The organism is Paenibacillus sp. FSL R7-0302 (assembly GCF_038006885.1).
Lineage (GTDB): Bacteria > Bacillota > Bacilli > Paenibacillales > Paenibacillaceae > Paenibacillus_AQ.
This window is the reverse complement of the sequence record NZ_JBBOWB010000001.1, coordinates 5,670,275-5,691,925: the sequence shown is the minus strand read 5'-3', so window position 1 is coordinate 5,691,925 and position 21,651 is coordinate 5,670,275. Positions and strand designations below refer to the sequence as shown.

General features: G+C 53.5%; 13 protein-coding genes, 13 tRNA genes and 3 rRNA genes. 25 read left to right on the top strand and 4 right to left on the bottom strand.

Annotated elements, in window-relative coordinates; genetic code table 11:
* Nucleotides 1-234 precede the first annotated feature (234 nt).
* The 18 genes from MKY96_RS24585 to MKY96_RS24500 all read left to right on the top strand — a co-directional run bounded on the left by MKY96_RS24585 (nt 235) and on the right by MKY96_RS24500 (nt 9,973).
* Nucleotides 235-1,795, top strand: a 16S ribosomal RNA gene (locus tag MKY96_RS24585).
* A 337-nt stretch (nt 1,796-2,132) separates the two neighbouring features.
* Nucleotides 2,133-5,058 (top strand): 23S ribosomal RNA (locus tag MKY96_RS24580).
* Nucleotides 5,059-5,135: 77 nt separating this feature from the next.
* Nucleotides 5,136-5,252: ribosomal RNA gene (gene rrf, locus MKY96_RS24575) — 5S ribosomal RNA — on the top strand.
* Together the 16S, 23S and 5S rRNA genes with 13 tRNA genes alongside form the textbook arrangement of a ribosomal RNA operon.
* A 51-nt stretch (nt 5,253-5,303) precedes the next feature.
* Nucleotides 5,304-5,379, top strand: a tRNA-Asn gene (locus MKY96_RS24570).
* A gap of 3 nt (nt 5,380-5,382) precedes the next feature.
* Nucleotides 5,383-5,472, top strand: a tRNA-Ser gene (locus MKY96_RS24565).
* 159 nt (nt 5,473-5,631) lie between these two features.
* Nucleotides 5,632-5,706 (top strand) — tRNA-Glu (locus tag MKY96_RS24560).
* Nucleotides 5,707-5,744: 38 nt separating this feature from the next.
* Nucleotides 5,745-5,820, top strand: a tRNA-Val gene (locus MKY96_RS24555).
* Nucleotides 5,821-5,852: 32 nt separating this feature from the next.
* Nucleotides 5,853-5,926, top strand: a tRNA-Met gene (locus tag MKY96_RS24550).
* A 75-nt stretch (nt 5,927-6,001) separates the two neighbouring features.
* Nucleotides 6,002-6,079, top strand: a tRNA-Asp gene (locus MKY96_RS24545).
* A 211-nt stretch (nt 6,080-6,290) separates the two neighbouring features.
* Nucleotides 6,291-6,365: transfer RNA gene (locus tag MKY96_RS24540), tRNA-Gln, on the top strand.
* Nucleotides 6,366-6,391: 26 nt separating this feature from the next.
* Nucleotides 6,392-6,467, top strand: a tRNA-Lys gene (locus MKY96_RS24535).
* 16 nt (nt 6,468-6,483) lie between these two features.
* A tRNA-Leu gene (locus MKY96_RS24530) sits at nt 6,484-6,567 on the top strand.
* A gap of 7 nt (nt 6,568-6,574) precedes the next feature.
* Nucleotides 6,575-6,649 (top strand) — tRNA-Gly (locus MKY96_RS24525).
* A gap of 10 nt (nt 6,650-6,659) precedes the next feature.
* Nucleotides 6,660-6,736 (top strand) — tRNA-Arg (locus MKY96_RS24520).
* Nucleotides 6,737-6,888: 152 nt separating this feature from the next.
* Nucleotides 6,889-6,962 (top strand) — tRNA-Pro (locus MKY96_RS24515).
* Nucleotides 6,963-6,979: 17 nt separating this feature from the next.
* A tRNA-Gly gene (locus MKY96_RS24510) sits at nt 6,980-7,050 on the top strand.
* A 951-nt stretch (nt 7,051-8,001) separates the two neighbouring features.
* A complete protein-coding gene (locus tag MKY96_RS24505) occupies nt 8,002-8,961 on the top strand; it encodes a helix-turn-helix transcriptional regulator (RefSeq protein ID WP_340944083.1) in 960 nt (319 codons plus the stop codon).
* Between the two features lie 169 nt (nt 8,962-9,130).
* Nucleotides 9,131-9,973, top strand: coding sequence for a DNA-binding protein (locus MKY96_RS24500; RefSeq protein WP_340944081.1), 843 nt, complete (start codon nt 9,131-9,133; stop codon nt 9,971-9,973).
* Nucleotides 9,974-10,165: 192 nt separating this feature from the next.
* Here the strand turns inward: MKY96_RS24500 and katA are convergent, their stop codons facing one another.
* Both katA and glgP read right to left on the bottom strand, forming a co-directional pair.
* A complete protein-coding gene (katA, locus tag MKY96_RS24495; protein WP_340944079.1) occupies nt 10,166-11,620 on the bottom strand; it encodes a catalase KatA in 1,455 nt (484 codons plus the stop codon).
* 303 nt (nt 11,621-11,923) lie between these two features.
* Complete coding sequence (glgP, locus tag MKY96_RS24490; protein ID WP_340944078.1) at nt 11,924-13,540, bottom strand: alpha-glucan family phosphorylase; 1,617 nt, start codon at nt 13,538-13,540, stop codon at nt 11,924-11,926.
* A 304-nt stretch (nt 13,541-13,844) separates the two neighbouring features.
* Between glgP and rbsK the strand changes: the two genes are divergently transcribed.
* The 6 genes from rbsK to MKY96_RS24460 all read left to right on the top strand — a co-directional run bounded on the left by rbsK (nt 13,845) and on the right by MKY96_RS24460 (nt 19,165).
* Nucleotides 13,845-14,783 (top strand): ribokinase, encoded by a 939-nt coding sequence (gene rbsK, locus MKY96_RS24485; RefSeq protein WP_340944075.1) that lies wholly within the window; start codon nt 13,845-13,847, stop codon nt 14,781-14,783.
* Between the two features lie 112 nt (nt 14,784-14,895).
* Entirely contained in the window at nt 14,896-15,660 is a 765-nt protein-coding gene (aroD, locus tag MKY96_RS24480) for a type I 3-dehydroquinate dehydratase (protein ID WP_340944073.1), read from the top strand.
* A gap of 176 nt (nt 15,661-15,836) precedes the next feature.
* A complete protein-coding gene (locus tag MKY96_RS24475; protein ID WP_340944071.1) occupies nt 15,837-16,529 on the top strand; it encodes a response regulator transcription factor in 693 nt (230 codons plus the stop codon).
* A complete protein-coding gene (locus tag MKY96_RS24470) occupies nt 16,526-17,893 on the top strand; it encodes a sensor histidine kinase (RefSeq protein WP_340944069.1) in 1,368 nt (455 codons plus the stop codon). The genes MKY96_RS24475 and MKY96_RS24470 overlap by 4 nt, the downstream gene beginning before the upstream one ends.
* On the top strand, nt 17,890-18,492 hold the full coding sequence (locus MKY96_RS24465; RefSeq protein ID WP_340944068.1) for a PepSY domain-containing protein: 603 nt from the start codon (nt 17,890-17,892) through the stop codon (nt 18,490-18,492). The genes MKY96_RS24470 and MKY96_RS24465 overlap by 4 nt, the downstream gene beginning before the upstream one ends.
* A 112-nt stretch (nt 18,493-18,604) precedes the next feature.
* The gene (locus MKY96_RS24460; protein WP_340944067.1) at nt 18,605-19,165 is read left to right on the top strand and encodes a PepSY domain-containing protein; all 561 of its coding nucleotides are present in this window, start codon (nt 18,605-18,607) and stop codon (nt 19,163-19,165) included.
* A 72-nt stretch (nt 19,166-19,237) separates the two neighbouring features.
* On the opposite strand, the gene MKY96_RS24455 is transcribed toward MKY96_RS24460, so the two are convergent.
* Nucleotides 19,238-20,008, bottom strand: coding sequence for a MerR family transcriptional regulator (locus tag MKY96_RS24455; protein ID WP_340944065.1), 771 nt, complete (start codon nt 20,006-20,008; stop codon nt 19,238-19,240).
* Between the two features lie 245 nt (nt 20,009-20,253).
* Nucleotides 20,254-21,006: a 3'-5' exonuclease gene (locus tag MKY96_RS24450; RefSeq protein WP_340944064.1), complete on the bottom strand. Its 753-nt coding sequence runs from the start codon at nt 21,004-21,006 to the stop codon at nt 20,254-20,256.
* A gap of 213 nt (nt 21,007-21,219) precedes the next feature.
* Between MKY96_RS24450 and MKY96_RS24445 the strand changes: the two genes are divergently transcribed.
* Nucleotides 21,220-21,639 (top strand): hypothetical protein, encoded by a 420-nt coding sequence (locus MKY96_RS24445; RefSeq protein WP_340944062.1) that lies wholly within the window; start codon nt 21,220-21,222, stop codon nt 21,637-21,639.
* The last annotated feature ends 12 nt before the right edge of the window (nt 21,640-21,651 follow it).

Here is a 21,651-nt window from a genome sequence, read left to right as displayed (position 1 = left end):
CGAAACATCAACGCCGAGCTCGAACAAGAAGTTAAAAAAAGAGCTTGCATTGATCGGCTGGATGTGATATATTATAAGAGTTGCTGGTGACGATAACATCGCCGCTGACAACGAGCTTGATCTTTGAAAACTGAACAACGAGTGAGTATCGGAAATCACTTCGGTGAGATCCAAAATGAGAATGTAAATTCTCGTCAGATGTTTCAAAATGAGCAATCGCTCTTTCTAAATACCAATTTGGAGAGTTTGATCCTGGCTCAGGACGAACGCTGGCGGCGTGCCTAATACATGCAAGTCGAGCGGAGTTTGAGAGGAAGCTTGCTTCCTTTCAGACTTAGCGGCGGACGGGTGAGTAACACGTAGGCAACCTGCCCTCAAGCCTGGGATAACTACCGGAAACGGTAGCTAATACCGGATAATTTCTTTCTTCTCCTGAGGAGAGAATGAAAGGCGGAGCAATCTGCTGCTTGGGGATGGGCCTGCGGCGCATTAGCTAGTTGGTGGGGTAACGGCCCACCAAGGCGACGATGCGTAGCCGACCTGAGAGGGTGAACGGCCACACTGGGACTGAGACACGGCCCAGACTCCTACGGGAGGCAGCAGTAGGGAATCTTCCGCAATGGGCGCAAGCCTGACGGAGCAACGCCGCGTGAGTGATGAAGGTTTTCGGATCGTAAAGCTCTGTTGCCAGGGAAGAACGTCCGGTAGAGTAACTGCTACCGGAGTGACGGTACCTGAGAAGAAAGCCCCGGCTAACTACGTGCCAGCAGCCGCGGTAATACGTAGGGGGCAAGCGTTGTCCGGAATTATTGGGCGTAAAGCGCGCGCAGGCGGTTATTTAAGTCTGGTGTTTAAACCTTGGGCTCAACCTGAGGTCGCACTGGAAACTGGGTGACTTGAGTACAGAAGAGGAAAGTGGAATTCCACGTGTAGCGGTGAAATGCGTAGATATGTGGAGGAACACCAGTGGCGAAGGCGACTTTCTGGGCTGTAACTGACGCTGAGGCGCGAAAGCGTGGGGAGCAAACAGGATTAGATACCCTGGTAGTCCACGCCGTAAACGATGAGTGCTAGGTGTTAGGGGTTTCGATACCCTTGGTGCCGAAGTTAACACAGTAAGCACTCCGCCTGGGGAGTACGGTCGCAAGACTGAAACTCAAAGGAATTGACGGGGACCCGCACAAGCAGTGGAGTATGTGGTTTAATTCGAAGCAACGCGAAGAACCTTACCAGGTCTTGACATCCAACTAACGAAGCAGAGATGCATCAGGTGCCCTTCGGGGAAAGTTGAGACAGGTGGTGCATGGTTGTCGTCAGCTCGTGTCGTGAGATGTTGGGTTAAGTCCCGCAACGAGCGCAACCCTTGACTTTAGTTGCCAGCAGGTGAAGCTGGGCACTCTAGAGTGACTGCCGGTGACAAACCGGAGGAAGGTGGGGATGACGTCAAATCATCATGCCCCTTATGACCTGGGCTACACACGTACTACAATGGCCGGTACAACGGGAAGCGAAGCCGCGAGGTGGAGCCAATCCCAGCAAAGCCGGTCTCAGTTCGGATTGCAGGCTGCAACTCGCCTGCATGAAGTCGGAATTGCTAGTAATCGCGGATCAGCATGCCGCGGTGAATACGTTCCCGGGTCTTGTACACACCGCCCGTCACACCACGAGAGTTTACAACACCCGAAGTCGGTGGGGTAACCCGCAAGGGAGCCAGCCGCCGAAGGTGGGGTAGATGATTGGGGTGAAGTCGTAACAAGGTAGCCGTATCGGAAGGTGCGGCTGGATCACCTCCTTTCTATGGAGAATCGTTCTCTGCAATGAGGACATTCAAATCGGAAGCTTCGCTTCCACCAAAGAACCCTTGGGTTCGAATACTCACTCGTTGGTCAGTTTTGAGAGTTTAAGCTCTCAACCGTCTGTAACTTCAATCGACACAGTTGTGTTCGACCCGAACTTACAGCATCTTGATCCTTGAAAACTGGATACCGAAACGAATTTGCGTTTTAGAACATTCCTTTAAGCTGAACTTGTGTAAACAAGTTTTGAATTAATGGCGATGCAACGATGATCTGGATGGAAATACAGGCGTTGAAGAAATTCATTGTCCGATATTTTCCTAAAGGAAAAATCGAGGTTAAGCTACTAAGAGCACACGGAGGATGCCTAGGCGCCAGGAGCCGACGAAGGACGTGGCGAACAACGAAACTGCCTCGGGGAGCTGTAAGCAAGCTTTGATCCGGGGGTGTCCGAATGGGGAAACCCAGCTGTGGTAATTCGCAGTTACTCGTATCTGAATACATAGGATACGCAGAGGCAGACCAGGGGAACTGAAACATCTAAGTACCCTGAGGAAGAGAAAACAATAGTGATTCCGTCAGTAGCGGCGAGCGAACGCGGAACAGCCTAAACCAAGGGGCTTGCCTCTTGGGGTTGTGGGACGTCTCACATGGAGTTACAAAGGAATCGAGTAGGCGAAGAGGTCTGGAAAGGCCCGCGATAGAGGTAAAAGCCCTGTAGCCCAAACTGTGTTCCCTCCGAGACGGATCCCGAGTAGTGCGGGGCACGTGAAACCCCGTATGAATCCAGCAGGACCATCTGCTAAGGCTAAATACTACCTGGCGACCGATAGTGAAACAGTACCGTGAGGGAAAGGTGAAAAGCACCCCGGAAGGGGAGTGAAATAGAACCTGAAACCGTGTGCTTACAAAAAGTCAGAGCCCTCTTTATGGGTGATGGCGTGCCTTTTGTAGAATGAACCGGCGAGTTACGTTTAACATGCAAGGTTAAGGTGAGAAGCCGGAGCCGCAGCGAAAGCGAGTCTGAATAGGGCGACTGAGTATGTGGACGTAGACCCGAAACCGTGTGATCTACCCCTGTCCAGGGTGAAGGTGCGGTAACACGCACTGGAGGCCCGAACCCACGCATGTTGAAAAATGCGGGGATGAGGTGGGGGTAGCGGAGAAATTCCAATCGAACTCGGAGATAGCTGGTTCTCCCCGAAATAGCTTTAGGGCTAGCCTCGGTGAATGGAGTGGTGGAGGTAGAGCACTGATTGGGTGCGGGGCCCGCAAGGGTTACCAAGCTCAGTCAAACTCCGAATGCCATTTACTTCTTGCCGGGAGTCAGACAGTGAGTGCTAAGATCCATTGTCAAAAGGGAAACAGCCCAGACCATCAGCTAAGGTCCCCAAGTGTGTGTTAAGTGGGAAAGGATGTGGAGTTGCACAGACAACCAGGATGTTGGCTTAGAAGCAGCCACCATTGAAAGAGTGCGTAATAGCTCACTGGTCGAGTGACTCTGCGCCGAAAATGTAACGGGGCTAAACACACCACCGAAGCTATGGCTAGATACTTTGTATCTGGGGTAGGGGAGCGTTGTATATACGTTGAAGGTGTACCGTAAGGAGCGCTGGAGAGTATACAAGTGAGAATGCCGGTATGAGTAACGAAAAGATCAGTGAGAATCTGATCCGCCGAAAGCCCAAGGTTTCCTGAGGAAGGCTCGTCCGCTCAGGGTAAGTCGGGACCTAAGGCGAGGCCGACAGGCGTAGTCGAAGGACAACAGTTTGAAATTACTGTACCACCGTAATCCGCTATGAGCGATGGGGTGACGCAGGAGGGTAGTGACGCGGACTGATGGATGTCCGTCTAAGCAGTGAGGCTGGTGTGCAGGCAAATCCGCACATCGTAAGGCTGGGCTGTGATGGGGAGCGAAAATTATAGTAGCGAAGGTCATGATCTCACACTGCCAAGAAAAGCCTCTAGTCAGGAGAAGGTGCCCGTACCGCAAACCGACACAGGTAGGCGAGAAGAGAATTCTAAGGCGCGCGGAAGAACTCTCGTTAAGGAACTCGGCAAAATGACCCCGTAACTTCGGGAGAAGGGGTGCCTCGGTAGGGTGAATAGCCCGAGGGGGCCGCAGTGAAAAGGCCCAAGCGACTGTTTAGCAAAAACACAGGTCTGTGCGAAGCCGCAAGGCGAAGTATACGGGCTGACGCCTGCCCGGTGCTGGAAGGTTAAGGGGAGCGGTTAGGGGTAACCCGAAGCTGTGAACCGAAGCCCCAGTAAACGGCGGCCGTAACTATAACGGTCCTAAGGTAGCGAAATTCCTTGTCAGGTAAATTCTGACCCGCACGAATGGCGTAACGACTTGGGCGCTGTCTCAACGAGAGATCCGGTGAAATTTTAATACCTGTGAAGATGCAGGTTACCCGCGACAAGACGGAAAGACCCCATGGAGCTTTACTGCAGCTTGATATTGAATTTGGGTACGATCTGTACAGGATAGGTGGGAGCCGGTGAGGCAGGAGCGCAAGCTTCTGCGGAGGCGCCGTTGGGATACCACCCTGATCGTATCTAGGTTCTAACCTAGTGCCCTTAGCGGGTACGGGGACCGTGTCAGGCGGGCAGTTTGACTGGGGCGGTCGCCTCCTAAAGAGTAACGGAGGCGTTCAAAGGTTCCCTCAGAATGGTTGGAAATCATTCGCAGAGTGCAAAGGCATAAGGGAGCTTGACTGCGAGACCTACAAGTCGAGCAGGGACGAAAGTCGGACTTAGTGATCCGGTGGTACCGCATGGAAGGGCCATCGCTCAACGGATAAAAGCTACCCTGGGGATAACAGGCTTATCTCCCCCAAGAGTCCACATCGACGGGGAGGTTTGGCACCTCGATGTCGGCTCATCGCATCCTGGGGCTGAAGTAGGTCCCAAGGGTTGGGCTGTTCGCCCATTAAAGCGGTACGCGAGCTGGGTTCAGAACGTCGTGAGACAGTTCGGTCCCTATCTGTCGTGGGCGCAGGAAATTTGAGAGGAGCTGTCCTTAGTACGAGAGGACCGGGATGGACGTACCGCTGGTGCATCAGTTGTTCCGCCAGGAGCATGGCTGAGTAGCTACGTACGGACGGGATAAGCGCTGAAAGCATCTAAGCGTGAAGCCCCCCTCAAGATGAGATTTCCCAATTAGTAAGACCCCTTGAAGACGACGAGGTAGATAGGTTGGAGGTGGAAGTGCAGCAATGCATGGAGCTGACCAATACTAATCGGTCGAGGGCTTATCCAAAAAAATAATTCGCAGATTCGTTTCGGATTCAGTTTTCAGGAATCAAATTCCTGAAGCATTTACGCTGTAAATGCCCGTTTGGTGGCGATAGCGGAGGGGTTCCACACGTACCCATCCCGAACACGACTGTTAAGCCCTCCAGCGCCGATGGTACTTGGACCGAAGGGTCCTGGGAGAGTAGGACGCCGCCAAGCGGACCATCCACACACATTGTGGTATTTTTTTTGTCCTAATTGCTTGCATATTCCCTGATAGCTCAGTTGGTAGAGCACTCGACTGTTAATCGAGTTGTCACAGGTTCGAGTCCTGTTCGGGGAGCCATATGGAGAGGTGTCCGAGTTTGGCCGAAGGAGCACGATTGGAAATCGTGTAGGCGCCACAAGCGTCTCGAGGGTTCGAATCCCTCTCTCTCCGTAGTGTTACCTCCCTGATTAGGGATGAGAATCCTCAATGGTTCGTTGGAGCATAAGCTTCGATAGCACTACATCGCAATCTCGTAACGAAGTGAAGAGTATCCCTCTCTCTCCGTAGCGTTACCTCCCTGAAAAGGGGATGGAAATAACTGTATAGCATGGCTCGTTGGTCAAGGGGTTAAGACACCTCCCTTTCACGGAGGTAACATGGGTTCGAATCCCATACGAGTCACCAATTTCTTCTTTGAATGATGGGAAGAGAGAGTCATATATGGAGGCTTAGCTCAGCTGGGAGAGCATCTGCCTTACAAGCAGAGGGTCGGGGGTTCGAACCCCTCAGCCTCCACCATCTATCTTAACCGAATAGATTTTGTACAATGACGCGGGGTGGAGCAGCCCGGTAGCTCGTCGGGCTCATAACCCGAAGGCCGCAGGTTCAAATCCTGCCCCCGCAATTGTTCCCCACAAAGTGAAGAGATGCTCTGTAGCATATTCCGAATACTTTCCGGGGGGGCCATAATGTTAAACTTGGAACCGTGGTGTAGTTGGCCTAACATGCCTGCCTGTCACGCAGGAGATCGCGGGTTCGAATCCCGTCGGTTCCGCCATTTTAATGGCGTAAGGGATGAGAAATCCCTGGGTTCGTTGAAGCATAGGCATCGTAAGGAATACTTCGCAATCTCGTAACGGAGTGAAGAGTATCCCGTCGGTTCCGCCATTTTAATGGCGTAAGGGATGAGAAATCCCTGGATTGAGCATCCTATATCTCGAAGTATAGAGTATCCATCCGATTCCGTAGTATTTTGCTAATTATAATATTGGGGATTAGCCAAGCGGTAAGGCAACGGACTTTGACTCCGTCATTCATAGGTTCGATTCCTATATCCCCAGCCATCTATTTTCGATTGTTTCTCTTATGAGAGCCATTAGCTCAGTTGGTAGAGCACCTGACTTTTAATCAGGGTGTCGAAGGTTCGAGTCCTTCATGGCTCACCATTTTCTTGTAACGTGTGCGCGTGTGGCGGAATGGCAGACGCACCAGACTTAGGATCTGGCGTTTCACGACGTGGGGGTTCAAGTCCCTTCACGCGCACCATGTTTTTGCGGACGTGGCTCAGCGGTAGAGCATCGCCTTGCCAAGGCGAGGGTCGCGGGTTCGATTCCCGTCGTCCGCTCCATATAGATTTTGCGCCCTTAGCTCAGCTGGATAGAGCGTTTGACTACGAATCAAAAGGCCGGGAGTTCGAATCTCTCAGGGCGCGCCATTTATACTTTATTGAATTAACAAAGTGTCCCCAGATTCGAACGAGTTCGTTGGAGCATCCGCTTCGATAGCACAACTTCGCAATCGGATGCGTAGCATCCGTATCTCTCAGGGTGCGCCATTTATACTTCAATGCTTCAACTTTTGTATTAACGGGATGTAGCTCAGCTTGGTAGAGCACCTGGTTTGGGACCAGGGGGTCGCATGTTCAAATCGTGTCATCCCGATATTTCATTTCACCTATGCGGGTGTAGTTCAATGGTAGAACTTCAGCCTTCCAAGCTGATAGCGTGGGTTCGATTCCCATCACCCGCTTATATCTGTATCACGTGAGTCCGTCAGCCCTATGGGGAAGGCGGACTTTTTTTGCTATTTAGCAAATGTAAGCGAAAAACGAACACAATGTGATGCAGGGAAGGCGAATGGCCGAATGTAATCGAAAAAATCGAACACAATTGGACTGGGCGCGCTGCGTAGGCCGTGTGTTTATCGCAGTGCCAGACGTATTTTCACAGGAAAACCGAATACAATGGGTGCCACTGCGAGGAGGGAAGGGCCCCATGCATCACCGGCAGTAACATTTTAAGAGAAATCCTGCCAAAAGTGCAACAATACTGCCCCAAAGAAGCGGTCAATGCTGAAATCCTGCATGAAATGCAACAAATTCAGCGCTAACTTGCTCTAAACATCAAAATTTGTGCAAATCATGCAACATTGTACTTCAACCCGTAAAAGGTATAGAGAAATCCTGCCAAAAGTGCAACATTACCATTACTGCTCCTTAAAAGCGGCCAGTGAGAGAGGCATTAGCATCGTTCACCCGCAGGATGATTTTGTTGCTATTTAGGGAATGTATGCGAAAACTGAACACAAGGTGATGCAGGGAAGGCGAATGGCCGAATGTAATCGAAAAACCGAACACAATTGGACCAGGCGCGCCACGTAGGCCGTGCGTTTATCGCAGTGCCAGAAGTATTTTCACAGAAAAACCTAACACATAGAACTCAGAGTATCTGTGAGCCAGAGCGCTAAGGGCTGCAGCTGTCAAATGGCCGTCAGAAGGCAGGTAGATGGAGAAAAGTGAGCTTCGTGTAAGAGTGGTATAGAGGCACCAGTATTATTCATCCGCTAGGGTGATTTCGTTGTAAGGGCCGGGATGTTGCAATAGTATGGGAGGGCGTTATGTTTCTATAGAACTGATATAGTATAACTATTGGACTATTGGATCATAGGCAACACTTACTTGGAAGCTGAGGAGCATTTGTTATGACAGACAAAGTAATACGGATTTTCAGAATCATTAACGCCATTCAGTCGAACCCGGGGATTACCGCAGCAGACTTGGCCTTTAGGTGTGAGGTGAATATTAGAACGATCTATAGGGATCTTGAGGTGATCAGCCACTTTGCACCGGTTACGAATGAGGGAAGAGGCACGGGCTACCGGTTCATGGGCAAATTCTTTTTATATCCGCTGGATTTCTCGGAGCAGGAGTCGCTGGCGTTCTCTTTGCTGCCTTCGGTGCTGAATCCGGATAGAATTCCGCCGGGTTTTCATTCTGCTTATGACAAGGTGATGGGTACCCATCTTAAGGAGAAATCACGGCAGAACGGCCTCCTGGAGAATATCGCGGATATTATCCAGATGGGCACACCGGCCTACCGCAAGGAGAGCCGGAACTTCCTGCAGCCGCTCATTGGAGCGATTCTGGAGCAGCGCAGCATCCGGACGGTATACCACTCGCAGTCACGCAACGCCACTACAGCGCGGAAGATTGATCCTTATTATCTGATCCCGCGGGATCAGCGTTTTTATCTGATTGGCTATTGCCATCTGAAGGGGGCGATTCGTACGTTCCGGATCAGCCGGTTTGAGCAGGTCGAGATGACGGCTTCCGCTTTTGATAAGGGAAATTTCAATATTAAGCAGTATCTGAAAAATACCTGGTCGATCAACCGGGGCACCCGGAATGTCACGTTCAAGGTACGGTTCGATCCGGAGGTGGCGCGTTACATTAAGGAAGAGGAGCTGTTCGTACAGCCGCGGATGAGCGAAGAAGGCGATGGAACGCTGCTGTTCGAAGTCACGGTTAATAATGAGAAGGAGTTCATCAAGTGGATTCTGCAGTATGGCCCGAATGCTGAGATTCTGGAGCCGGAGTCGGCCAGGGAGCGCTTGAAGGAGCAGCTGGAGCAGTGGCTGGATGTGTATCAGCAGCAGCCATAGACTATAATTTTACATAATATGGAATTAAAATGTCGAAAAGGTTAGATTGATTAGCTCAACTGGAGAATAAAGGATTTTTTAGAGATATATATGTTGGGAATGAATTGACCGGAGCGGTGAAGCAGGTTATTATTGGAATATAATGGAATGATAGGAGGCAAGATAGAAATTGCTGGAACTGGATGGGATGAATGAAGACTCTTTGACAGATATGCTTAAAGTCTCGTTCTCATGGGAGAACTGGACGGCAATTCTCGAGATTTCAGACAAGCTCTTTGAACTTGCAGTTCTAACCTACGGCTCCCATCAACAGGGTGCAAAGAAGTATTATTTGAAAAAAAATATAGCGTATTATCTCGGCTACAGTGCGTGCATGAAGGGCATTGCCTACCAAAAGCTCGGTAATCTCGCTGAATCAAGAAAGTGTATAGGCTTGTACTCGGATTTGAGCTGGATCACGGATGCGGATCAGGAAGCTGCCGCAGAAGTGGAATACTACAGGAACATTGCGATAGCCAACACCTTCGTCATTGATCTGCTGGAAGGAAAGGTAGAAGTTCTCCCTGATTATGTTGAATTCATTCGTACAGGGGACCAGGAGGAGCTGCTTGCCTGCTTGATTACTGTGCTGGAATCTGCCATTAAGTACAACTTTTCTATCGACTGGGTACTGGATGAATTCAATGAGCCGCTACAGGAACTAAGCTGCAGAGAGAAGCAGGAAGATATCAGATACTACATAGACTACATGCATCTTAGTGCAATTTATTTGTATAAAAGGGAGAAAATTCATGATGCAATTAATCTGACTCTCTATATTTTGGTAATAAGTAGTAAACTTTATGACGGGACAGGCTTTAGGAAAATCGTGTCGTTTTATGAACATATCCGAAGCCATGCGACCGCAGAACAACAAGAATCTTATCAAAATGTAATGAAAAATATCTTAGAGAGGGAGTTTTTAAAAGATGAAAAAGGCGATCTCGTTATTAACAGCCGTATTGTTGATTAGCGCAAGCGTAGTGGTAACAACGGCAAGCGCAGGCGGCCACTTATCCGCATCCTCCGGCAATATCTCTATTAACAATCACGGAGCAGGCCACTAGTCTAAAATCTCTCTGTCTCATGAATCTGGAAATATAAGCTGCATATCATGCAAAGAAGGGGTAAGCGATGCTTACCCCTTCTTTGCTGTGGATAGAGGTTACTCTGTTACAGCCAATCCCAGTCCTTCTGCGATACGCCGGCCAAACTCCGGATCGGCTTGGTAGAAGTGGCCAATCTGGCGGAGCTTGATCTCCTCGGATTCCACTGGAGTCATGGCGCCAACAATATTGCTCACGAGCCGGGCACGTTCCTCTTCACTGAGCAGACGGTACAGGTCCCCCGGTTGGGTGTAGTGATCGTCATGGTCATAAGACACGCTGTCTGCCTGGCCGGTGACTTCAAAAGCAGCCGCTTTATGCGGCGCTGACTCGGTTGCCCCGCCGGAGCTGTTGGGCTCGTAGTAGACGGAGCCTCCCCCGTTATTCGTAGCATTCATCGCGCCGTCGCGCTGATTATTGTTGACCTCTGCGACAGGCCGGTTAATCGGCAGGTGGTTATGGTTCGCTCCTACCCGGTAGCGGTGGGCATCTCCGTATGCGAAGAGGCGGCCCTGAAGCATTTTATCTGGAGAAGCTTCTATGCCTGGAACGAACGACCCGGGGGAAAAGGTAGCCTGCTCCACTTCGGCGAAGTAATTCTCAGGATTGCGGTCCAGCACCATGCGGCCTACCTCAATCAACGGATAATCCTTCTGCGACCACACCTTGGTGACATCAAACGGATCGAAGCGGTAGGTGTCGGCATCTTCCACAGGCATAATCTGCACATGCAGCCTCCAGGCTGGGAAGTCTCCACTATCAATGGCGTTGAACAAATCCGCTGTATGATAATCCGGGTTCTCCCCGGCTAACTGTGCGGCCAGCTTAACATCGAGGTTCTTGACGCCCTGCTCTGTCTTGAAGTGATATTTCACCCAGACGGCTGCACCTTCGGCATTCACCCACTTGAACGTATGGCTGCCGAAGCCATGCATATGGCGGAGAGTAGCCGGGATGCCGCGGTCGGACATCAGAATCGTCACCTGGTGCAGAGACTCGGGGGAGAGGGACCAGAAGTCCCAGACGGCATTCGGGTTCTTTAGATGGGTCTGCGGATGGCGCTTCTGGGTATGGATAAAGTCCGGGAACTTGATGGCATCACGGATGAAAAAGACAGGCGTGTTATTGCCGACCAGGTCGTAGTTGCCTTCCTCAGTGTAGAATTTCACAGCAAAGCCGCGCGGATCGCGCACAGTATCGGATGAACCCAGCTCCCCGGCAACGGTAGAGAAACGGATGAACATCGGGGTGCGTTTGCCGACCCCCGATAAGAATGCAGCCTTCGTATATTGGGAGAGATCATTGGTGACTTCAAAATAACCATGGGCACCGGCGCCTTTGGCATGAACGACACGCTCAGGAACACGCTCACGGTTGAAGTGGGCCAGCTTCTCCAGCAGGTGGACATCCTGCACCAGCACGGGGCCACGGGCACCGGCGGTCATTGAATTCTGGTTGTCACCTACGGGAGCGCCCCAGCTTGTCGTTAGCTTGTTGTTATGGTTTGTGGTCATGAACACAATCACCTCGTATAGGATTTGATTTTAGATTAAGTATAAATACTATAATAACAAGAATTTAAATAAAATCAATCCTTTTTTATAATTATTATAATTAACCTTATGCGGAAGAAAGCAGGTTCATGCCAGAGCTGGAGGTTACTGACAAGGAAATTTGGCTTAGATGAAGCGGAAGCGGAGAGTGAAGATTGGGCAAAAAAACTCCCGCCCGCAGCAGCGGACAGGAGGGGGGATTCGTGAACAGTAACGGAGCAGCAACAACTGGATGCGGGTGACGGGAGCAAAAACTACTGTAAGTTAGCTTGGGATATACATACGGTTATAGTATTCATCCAGCATGCGCTTGGTGGCGAACTCGGTGCGGGTGGTCTCGATGCTGCGGTGCATCATCTGCACCCACTTGGCCTTATCCTCATAGAAGACCGGGAGGACGCGGTTCAGAAGGGTCTCGTACAGTGCATCGCTGTCATGCTGGTCAAGCACCGCAAAGTCGGTAGTCTCGAAGCCGCCGCCGATCTGCCAGCCGTTCTCGCCGTCGATGCAGGCCTCCGGCCACCAGCCGTCCAGGATGGAGCAGTTCAGGACGCCGTTCATGGCGGCCTTCATCCCGGAGGTTCCGCTGGCTTCGAGCGGTCTGCGCGGATTGTTCAGCCAGATGTCAGAGCCGCGGGTCAGCCGGGCTCCGATGGTCATATCGTAGTTCTCCAGGAAGACTACGCTCTTCGGATATTTGCGCATCATAGCTACAAGGTTGCTGACGATCCGCTTGCCGTTGTCGTCCAGCGGGTGCGCCTTGCCGGAGAACACAATCTGAATCTTGCCGCTCTCCAGGTACGGCTCTATAATATCCGGCTGGGAGAAGATCAGGTCACTGCGCTTGTAAGGAGCCGCCCGGCGGGAGAAGCCAATGAGCAAATTGTCTGCATTCAGGGCGATGCCGGAGCGTTCTGCAATGAAGCCGATCAGCTCCTGCTTGATCTCCTTGTGCACGGCCCACAGGTCGCCGCCCTCCTCAAAAGCACGGGTCATCCGCTCATCTACCCAGGTAGGCGTGTGGATCGCATTGGTAATGCCGATGATCTCCGATCTGCCGGCGACTTCCTTCCACATTTTGTTAGCGGTGTCGGCATGAAGCTGAGCCACTGCATTCGAGATTCTCGACAGCCGCAGACCGGCAACTGTCATGTTGAACGGCTCTCCGCCGATCCGCTCCATCTGGGCGCGGGTTAGGCTGTTGAAGGCTCCCATGTACTCCAGACGGTCCAGCGGATGTGTCTCGTTGCCTTCCTTGATCGGTGTATGTGTAGTGAACACAACCTCTTCCCGTGTAGCTTTCCAGGCTTCTTCAAAGGTACTGCCGCCGGACATCTTCTCCCGGATCAGCTCAATTGCAGCGAGCGCCGCATGTCCCTCGTTGAAGTGATAGACATCGATCTTAATTCCTAGAGCGCGCATGGCTTTGACGCCGCCGATGCCCAGAACGATCTCCTGGGCAATCCGCTCTTCCCCGAACCAGCCGTAGAGCTGGCCTGTAATCCAGGCATCGCTGTTCTCCGGGATATCGGTGTCGAGCAAATAGAGCGGACGGTTGCCGAACCGGTCGGTTCTCCACACTTTGCAGACCACATCGGTTTTTCTGACTTTTACCGTGACCTTGACGCCTGTATCTTCCAGGAAGTCATACACATAGTTGTGGTAAGAGTCGTAGGGATTGCCGTCCGCATCAATCTTCTGGTCCGTGTAGCCCTGCTTCCATTTGAGTCCGATGGGGATGATGGGTGCCCCGATATCCTGCGCGCCCTTGATGTAATCTCCGGCCAGAATGCCTAGGCCTCCGGCGTACATTTTGAAATCGGAATGCAGTCCATACTCCATGCTGAAATAAGCTACTGACGGTAAGTGGTTCTCGCTCACGTGATAAGCCTCCTAAATGCGATTTAGATAATAACAAGTTGCTGCAGGCTTTATCTAAGATGCAAACGTTTGCTCCATGAGGCAGGACGGGCTCTGGAAGCGATTGCACCATCATTCTAGCATATTTATCCTTAAAAAGCACAGCGGAGTTTCGGTGACGAATGACCGCCTGCTGAGCCGATAAATAAAATTTGATAAACCTGCCGGAAGGCCATAAGATAAGGGGAGAATAAATGTACAAGCTTCATCTAAATTATAAGCTAAACCATAAAGCAAACAATAAACCAAGTGGTGGTGTAAAGGATTGAGTATAGTCGTAATTGGAAGTCTGAATATGGATATGGTCGTACGGGCAGAGCGCGCGCCGGAGGCGGGTGAGACTCTGTTCGGTCAGGGCTTTGCTCTGTCTCCGGGCGGAAAAGGGGCGAATCAGGCCGTCGCAGCGGCCAGACTGGGCGCGGATGTGACGATGATCGGCAGAGTGGGGAAGGATGCTTTTGGCAGCGGGCTGCTGGAGATTATGGAGCAGGAGCGGGTTCATACTGCGTATATCTCACAGAGTGAATCCCAGGCTACAGGGGTTGCTTCCATTGTGGTGGACGGTGCCGGTGAGAACCGGATCATTGTGGTGCCTGGCGCGAATGTGGAGATGAAGCCGGAGGATATTGAAGCACTGGAGACCGTGATCAGCGGAGCCGGGATCGTGGTGATGCAGCTGGAGACGGATCTGGCGATGTGCGAGGCTGCGGCAGTCCTGGCTTACCGGCATGGGCTTCCGGTGATTCTTAATCCGGCTCCGGCCCAGCCGCTGAGCGATGAGCTGCTGCACCATGTCACCTACCTGACTCCGAATGAGACAGAGGCGGGGATTCTGGCCGGCATCTCTGTGGAGAGTGTGGAGGATGCAGAGCGTGCGGCCCGGATGATGCTGTCAAAAGGGGTCCGGCATGTCATTGTAACGCTGGGCTCCAAAGGGGCGCTAATCGTGGATGCTGCCGGAAGCCGGCATGTCCAGGGGTTCCCGGTGCAGGCGGTAGATACGGTGGCAGCCGGAGATTCCTTCAACGGGGCGCTGGCCTGGCAGCTGACCTGCGGGAGGACGCTGGAGGAAGCGGTCCGCTTCGCCAATGCAGTCGGTGCGCTGGCGGTTGGCAAGACCGGTGCAATTGCTTCTCTGCCCAGACTGGAAGAGGTAGAGCAGTTCCTGCGGACAGCTGCTAAGGCGGAGCCACAGGACCTGTAGATCCCAGTAGATTCCGGGTGTGAGATAGAGGAAGCAGATGCTAATAGACAAATTAAGCGGGGAGCGTCAGAGGAAGCGCTGAGACTCGGGGTCCGCTAAGGAGCTGACACGTTTGAGCGGTACAGTAACCGTCAAGAATATAACCCTCGGAGAAGGGATGCCCAAAATCTGTGTTCCGCTGGTCGGAACGACGCGGACGGAGTTGCGTGCAGAAGCTGAGGCTTTGCTCGCACTGGCGCCGGATGTGGTGGAGTGGCGCAGTGATTTCTTCAGGGAGGTGGAAGATATTAATGCCGTAACCCAGGTGCTGGAGGACATTCAGCGCCTGCTGCCGGAGATTCCGCTGATCTTCACCTTCCGCAGCGCCAGGGAGGGCGGGGAGAAGGATATCTCCAACGCCTATTACTTCGAGTTGAACCTGGCTGCGGTAGAGAGCGGACTGGTGGATATTGTGGATGTGGAGCTGTTCCAGGAGGAAGCGGAAGTCCGCAAGCTGATTGCCGCAGCGCATGGAGCGGCAGTGTTCGTGATTCTCTCGAATCATGATTTCCACGGGACGCCGTCCGAGGAGGAGATTGTCTCCCGGCTGCGCCGGGCGCAGGAGCTGGGCGGCGATCTGCCCAAGATTGCCGTAATGCCGCAAGGTCCAGCCGATGTGCTGACCCTGCTGGCGGCGACGAACCGGATGCAGGAGCAGTATGCGGACCGTCCGATCATTACGATGTCGATGGCCGGGGAGGGCGTGATCAGCCGGCTGGCCGGAGAGATCTTCGGCTCGGCGCTGACCTTCGGTGCGGCGCATAAGCCTTCGGCACCGGGGCAGGTGGCAGTTGCCGAGCTGCGCGGTGTGCTTACGCTGCTGCACCGTAGCTTGTAGCGGCTGCCGGTACAGACGCAGCAGGAATGGGGATAGACAGGGGTGTTTCCGGCCGGGATTACGGTGGAAGCACCCTTTTGCATAGAGAGAGAGATAACAAATAGCGGGCGGAGTTTGAAAGTGTAGCTGCCCATGCCCTACAATGGAGGCAATCAAGTAGAAGGGGCGGAGCGCCGATGACAGAATTGATTCTGGTTGTGGAGGATGAGGTGAGAATTGCCCGTCTGCTGCAGATTGAGCTGGAATGCGAGGGATACCGTGTGTCCATTGCCGGGAGCGGCCATCAGGGGCTGGAGATGTACCAGGAGCAGCAGCCAGATCTGTTATTGCTGGATGTGATGCTGCCTGGATTCAGCGGCATAGAGCTGCTGCGGCGAATCCGGGCGGGCGATTCCGATACGCCAGTGCTGCTGCTTACAGCCAAAAGCTCGGTAGAGGATAAAGTATCAGGCCTGGACCTTGGGGCCAATGATTATATTACGAAGCCGTTTCAAATTGAGGAGCTGCTGGCGCGTGTCCGTGCTGCGCTGCGGCTGGCCTCGGGGCGGAGGAGAGAGGAAGCCGTCAACCTGCTGATGTCAGATGATCTGGAGCTGAACGAAACTACGCGGGAGGTGAAGCGGGCAGGCCGGAGTATCGAGCTGACTCCCCGGGAGTTCGACCTGCTGGTCTACCTGCTGAAGAATAAGCGCCAGGTGCTGAACAGGGAACAGATCATGGCTGCCGTCTGGGGGTACGATTATTACGGCGATACGAATATTGTGGATGTCTATATCCGCTATGTCCGCAAGAAAATCACGCTGGACCACCAGTCTGAATTGATTCATACCGTGCGGGGCGTTGGTTATGTGCTGAAGGATGCCCCATGAAGCTGCGGAGCACCATTCATCTGTATTCCAGCGTGCTGTTTGCCGTGCTTCTTGTCCTTATGAATCTGTTCATCTACGCCGTGTTCAGCCGGATGTCACTAGACAGCCAGCTCGGCCAGGCTTCTGCCGAGACGGTTAGAATCGCTGCCGCGATTAGAAAAGCCGGAGACGGGGTAACGGCACCGGAGCTGCTCCGGGCTTATGTGCCGGTGGAGGGAATGCTGCGGCTGCTCTCTGCGGACGGTAGCGGACCGGCGCCAGTCACCTCAGTCTCCGGGCAGGAGATCAGCCGGGTGAAGCCGGTCTACCATTCCGGGAAGCAGGCGGAGCGGGTTCGGGTGGACGGACGCTTGTACGCGTTCGTAAGCATTCCCGTCATCTGGACGGACGGGAACGTCCTGAATCTCCAGATGACCAAAAGTCTGGAGAGCACGATGGATACGCTGCGGGTGCTGCGGCTGGTCCTGGCCGGGGCTGCGCTTGCGGCGCTGCTTCCGCTGCTGCTCTCCAGCCGCCTGTTGTCGGGCCTGATTATGCGGCCCATCGTCCAAATGACGGCGACTATGCGGGAGATTCAGCGCAGCGGGAAATTCCGCAGGCTTCCGCTGGAAGCACACTCGAAGGATGAGCTGGTGGAGATGGGGCATACCTTCAACGAAATGATAGGCCTCCTGGAGAGTAATTATGTGAAGCAGGAGAAATTCGTGTCGGATGCCTCCCATGAGCTGCGCACACCGCTGACGGTTATTGAGAGCTATGCCAGTCTGCTGAAGCGTAGAGGGCTGGATCACCCGGAGCTGTTCGAGGAATCGGTTGAGGCCATACACTCCGAAGCTGTGCGGATGAAGGAAATGACGGAGCAGCTGCTATTGCTGGCGAAGCACCCGGAGCAGTGGGATCTGGAGATGAAGGTGATGGATCTGGAGGAGCTGGTCCGTTCTTCGGCGAAGGCTTTTCATAATGCGTACGGGAGAGAGGTCACGGTTCAGGTCAAGGGGCCGGCTGAGGGCTACAGCGATGAAGCGAAGCTCCGGCAGCTGCTGTTCATCTTCCTGGACAATGCCCGCAAATACAGCGATGAGCAGATAACCGTGCGTATTGAGGCTTCCGGGCAGGAACGGATGATTGTGATTACCGACCGCGGCATTGGAATTCCGCCGGAGGAGCTGCCGAAGATATTCGACCGTTTCTACAGAGTGGATGAGGCGAGAACCCGTGAGAATGGAGGGGCAGGCCTGGGGCTGTCGCTTGCCGCAGAGATCGCGGGGGCGATCGGAGCGGAGCTGTCTATGGATAGTACGGTAGGCCTGGGAACCTCGGTGACGATCCGTATGGCTGCGGACCGCAGGGGAGGTGGACAATGAACCAGCACCCAAGGAACAAGAGCAAAATGTACAAGGCAGTCATAGGTATGGTTGTCTTCCTGTTGCTGGCTTGGGTTGCCTTCTGGATATTCGGGAAGGATTCGGAGCCGCTGTTATCCAGAGATCAGGCGGAGCAGGCCGTGCTGAACGAATATGCCGGTAAGGTAGAGAGTCTGAAGCTGCAAGCTGGAGCTTATGTAGCAGAGCTTCAGACGGAGCAGGGACGGTATGAGCTGAAGCTGGACGGGGTTAGCGGCGAGATTCTCTCCATCGTGCTGTTGAAGCGCGCGGACGAACCGGCGGTGCAGCCTACGTCTGCCGCTACTCCAGCGCCATCTGGAGGAGCTGAGGCTACCCCGTCACCAGCACCTACCCCGGCGGCGCAGAGCGTAGTCTCCGAAGCGGAGGCTGTCAGGCTCGCTCTGCTTGAGGTACCGGGGAAGCTGGACGATGTGGATACGGGAATCGATGCGGCGGGCGCATTTTACCTGGTGGAGATTCATACTTCAGACGGGCGTGAGGCCGTAGTCCAGGTGAATGCCATCTCGGGCCATATCATGTCTGTGACCTGGGAAGAGCCGGATGGGGACGATTCCTAGGGTATCTGTTTTTTTCTCAGCGAATTCTAATGTTACTCCCGCTGTTCTCTCAGATTGTAGCGTTATAGTTACTACATGAAGCAGCGAAGAATGAACTTAGGAGGCGTTAACATTGAAGACAAAGATATGGAGCAGTATCACGGCGGCAGCACTTATTCTCGGTGGCGCTTATGGTATAGGCGAGCTGAAGGGCAGTACGGCTGAAGCAGCCGCAGCAGTGAAGCGTCAGAGCACAACGTTGATTAGTGTAAGCCAAGCCGAGCAGATTGCCTTGAAGGCAGCTCCGGGACAGGTGGAGAGCATCGATCTGGAGAAGAAGGCCAGCGGCACGTATTACGATATCGAAATTCAGCAGACCAAGCAGGAGATGGATGTCCGGGTAGATGCGTATTCGGGAAAAGTGATCAGCGTGCGCAAGGATGCAGACGATGATGACTCTTATAAGGCAGCTCCGGCCTCAGGCGGGAAGATGATTACCGCAGGCAAGGCGGCTGAGGTGGCTCAGGCTGCTGTGAAGGGGACGGTCACCGAGATTGATCTGGACCGGGACCATGGAGGAGCTGTCTATGAGGTTGAAGTCAGGAACGGGCAGGTTAAGACAGAAGTAGGTGTCGATGCGTATACTGGCAAGGTTGTGTACACCGATACGGATTCCGACGAGGATGATGATTGAGCCAGAATAACGTTTCAGCAGAAAAAAGAGAGGCAGCCGTTAATCCGGCTGCCTCTTTGCTATGCCAAACTATTACGGCTGCTGCTTCGCTCCAGTATACACATGCACTGCATCCCGCAGGAACGCGGCCATGCCGGGGCGGCGCTGGTCGTAATAAGCGGTGAAGCGCTCATCATCGATATACATCTGGGCAACACCGGCATGGGCTTCCTTGGTGTACGTATCCCAGTAGAAGCTTAGCCACTGGCGGTGCAGGTCAGCGGCCTTTTGCGCCAGCTCGCTTGCCGAATCGCCTTCCTCCATCGCCTGCTCCAGTGACGCGAACATATCGGCCTCCAGCTGTTGAAGGGCAGCGTACTGCTCCTCCGTCATATGGCTCAGCTTGCGGTTCGACTGCTCCACAGCTTCCGCGCCGTATTGCTCCCGGATCTCCTGGCCGTACTTCTGCTCGTTATCGTCAATCAGCTTCTGCTTGAAGCCTGTGAATTTCTCCTGATTGCTCATTATACTTCTCCCTTCTGTGTGTGCAATGGTCTGCTCGACGTTCGCGATGAGCCGGTCCAGCTGCTGTCTCCGCTGAAGCAACTGGTCATGGTGCTCGCGCAGGGCGCGGGCGCCGTCGAAGGAGGGCGAATGGACAATATCCCTGATCGCCTCAAGGCTAAGTCCCAGTTCCCGGTAGAACAGAATCTGCTGTAACAGGTCTACCTCGGCCTGGCCGTAGATCCGGTATCCCGATGAATTGATTCTGGCCGGCTTCAGAATGCCGAATTCATCGTAATACCGCAGGGTCCGTGCACTGATCCCCGCGAGTGTCCCCAGCTTATGCACCGTATATTCCATGGTCCTGTCTGCCTCCAATCTGTCTCCTGCGTCTCTGGCAGAGGATGGTCTTCAAGGTCTCCCCGCCGGGTAAGCGGCCGCTTACAGATCTAACTGTACACTTTGACGTAACGGCAAGGTCAACTCTTTATTTGGTAGAATAACCGGACAGAGGGGCGGGTAACCGTGGGTGCTGGAAAAGCAAACAGCGGCAACCGCCCGGGCTATGCCTCGGGAGATTGCCGCTGCTGTGCGCGGGTAGGGGGCTATTTCTTGCCAAGCTGGGCGGTGAAATACGCCTTAAGCTCTGCCAGCTTCCGGGGGTCCGCCAGGGCATCCTCCGCAGGGAAATAATGCTCGGCCACCAGCTCCCAGGTAGGGACGATTTTCTGGGCGGTCATCGCTTTGATGGCGATCTTAACCGTCTTGCGCTCCCTGGCGTTCGAGAAGGTATCGACATAATGCTGCGACCGCGCAAAGTCCAGCTCGCTGAAGACTGCGCGGAAGATCTCCGCCGTCATCTTGGCATCGTCCAGCGCGCGGTGGGCGGAGCCGGAAGGCTCCAGGCCGAAGAGGGCCATAGCCCCTTCTACGCTGATGTCGTTACTGAGGCCGCGGGCGCGCAGGACGCCCTTAAGCAGATCGAAGTAGGTGGCCTCCATCCAGTAGGCATCATCCATCTTGTGCATCCGCACATCCTGGATAATCCGCTTCATATCCTCGCCGCCCCAGGTTAAGAGCAGCACGCCGTCAGCACTCTGGTCAAGCCACGCTCTAAAGGCGGTAATGACCTTCGGGAACCGGCTGGCGACGTCGATATCCTCCTGGGGGATGCCGGTTTTTTTCTTGATGAATGAATTCAGGGTGGAGAAGTATATGGGTCTGATTAAGGCTGAGAATTCATCCTTAACCTGCAATGAAGCGTCTAACCGGACCGCTCCGATCTCAATGACCTCCATGGGATGCTCGCTGGCAAATTTGCGGCCGTTGAATTCGATGTCCAGAATAATATAATCCACAGGTAATGCCTCCGTTTCAGTGACTGGCGCCAAGATTGCCCGGAAATGCGCCGACCCTTCTATTTTAGCAAAAAAAGCGCTGTACAGATACCGGATGCCCTGTATCCGCACAAATTTGAATTTTCGGCCGGGGGAACGGGTTGATATCTGCAAAATTGGGTAATGAACAAGATAATCTGTCGAATAGAGCTATTGAGGTAAGGAGGGAAGGCCATGAAGCTGTATGTAACCGTCAAAAGCCTGGGGAAACGCAAGGCGGTGCTGGAGCGGAAGGAGCTGCTGCTTGCGTCCCATCCGCAGACGCTTCGCGCGCTAATCTCGGAGATTGTAGCCGGGCAGGTGCAGGCGATGCGGGAGCGCCAGGAGCAGGGGGAGCTGATCCCCTACCTGACCGCAAGTGAAATTGCGGAGCAGGGCGATAACGGCAAGGTCGGGTTCGGCACAGTGTACGGTGAGACGAAGCCTGAGGTTGAGCAGGCTACGGCAGCGGCACTGCTTGCTTTTGAAGACGGATTGTATAAGGTGTTCGTGCAGGAGGAGGAATGCTCCGCGCTGGATGAGCCGCTGAGGCTCGAAGAGGGCGATGAGCTGACGCTGATCCGGTTCACGATGCTGGCAGGAAGATTATGGTGAGGGAGATGACAG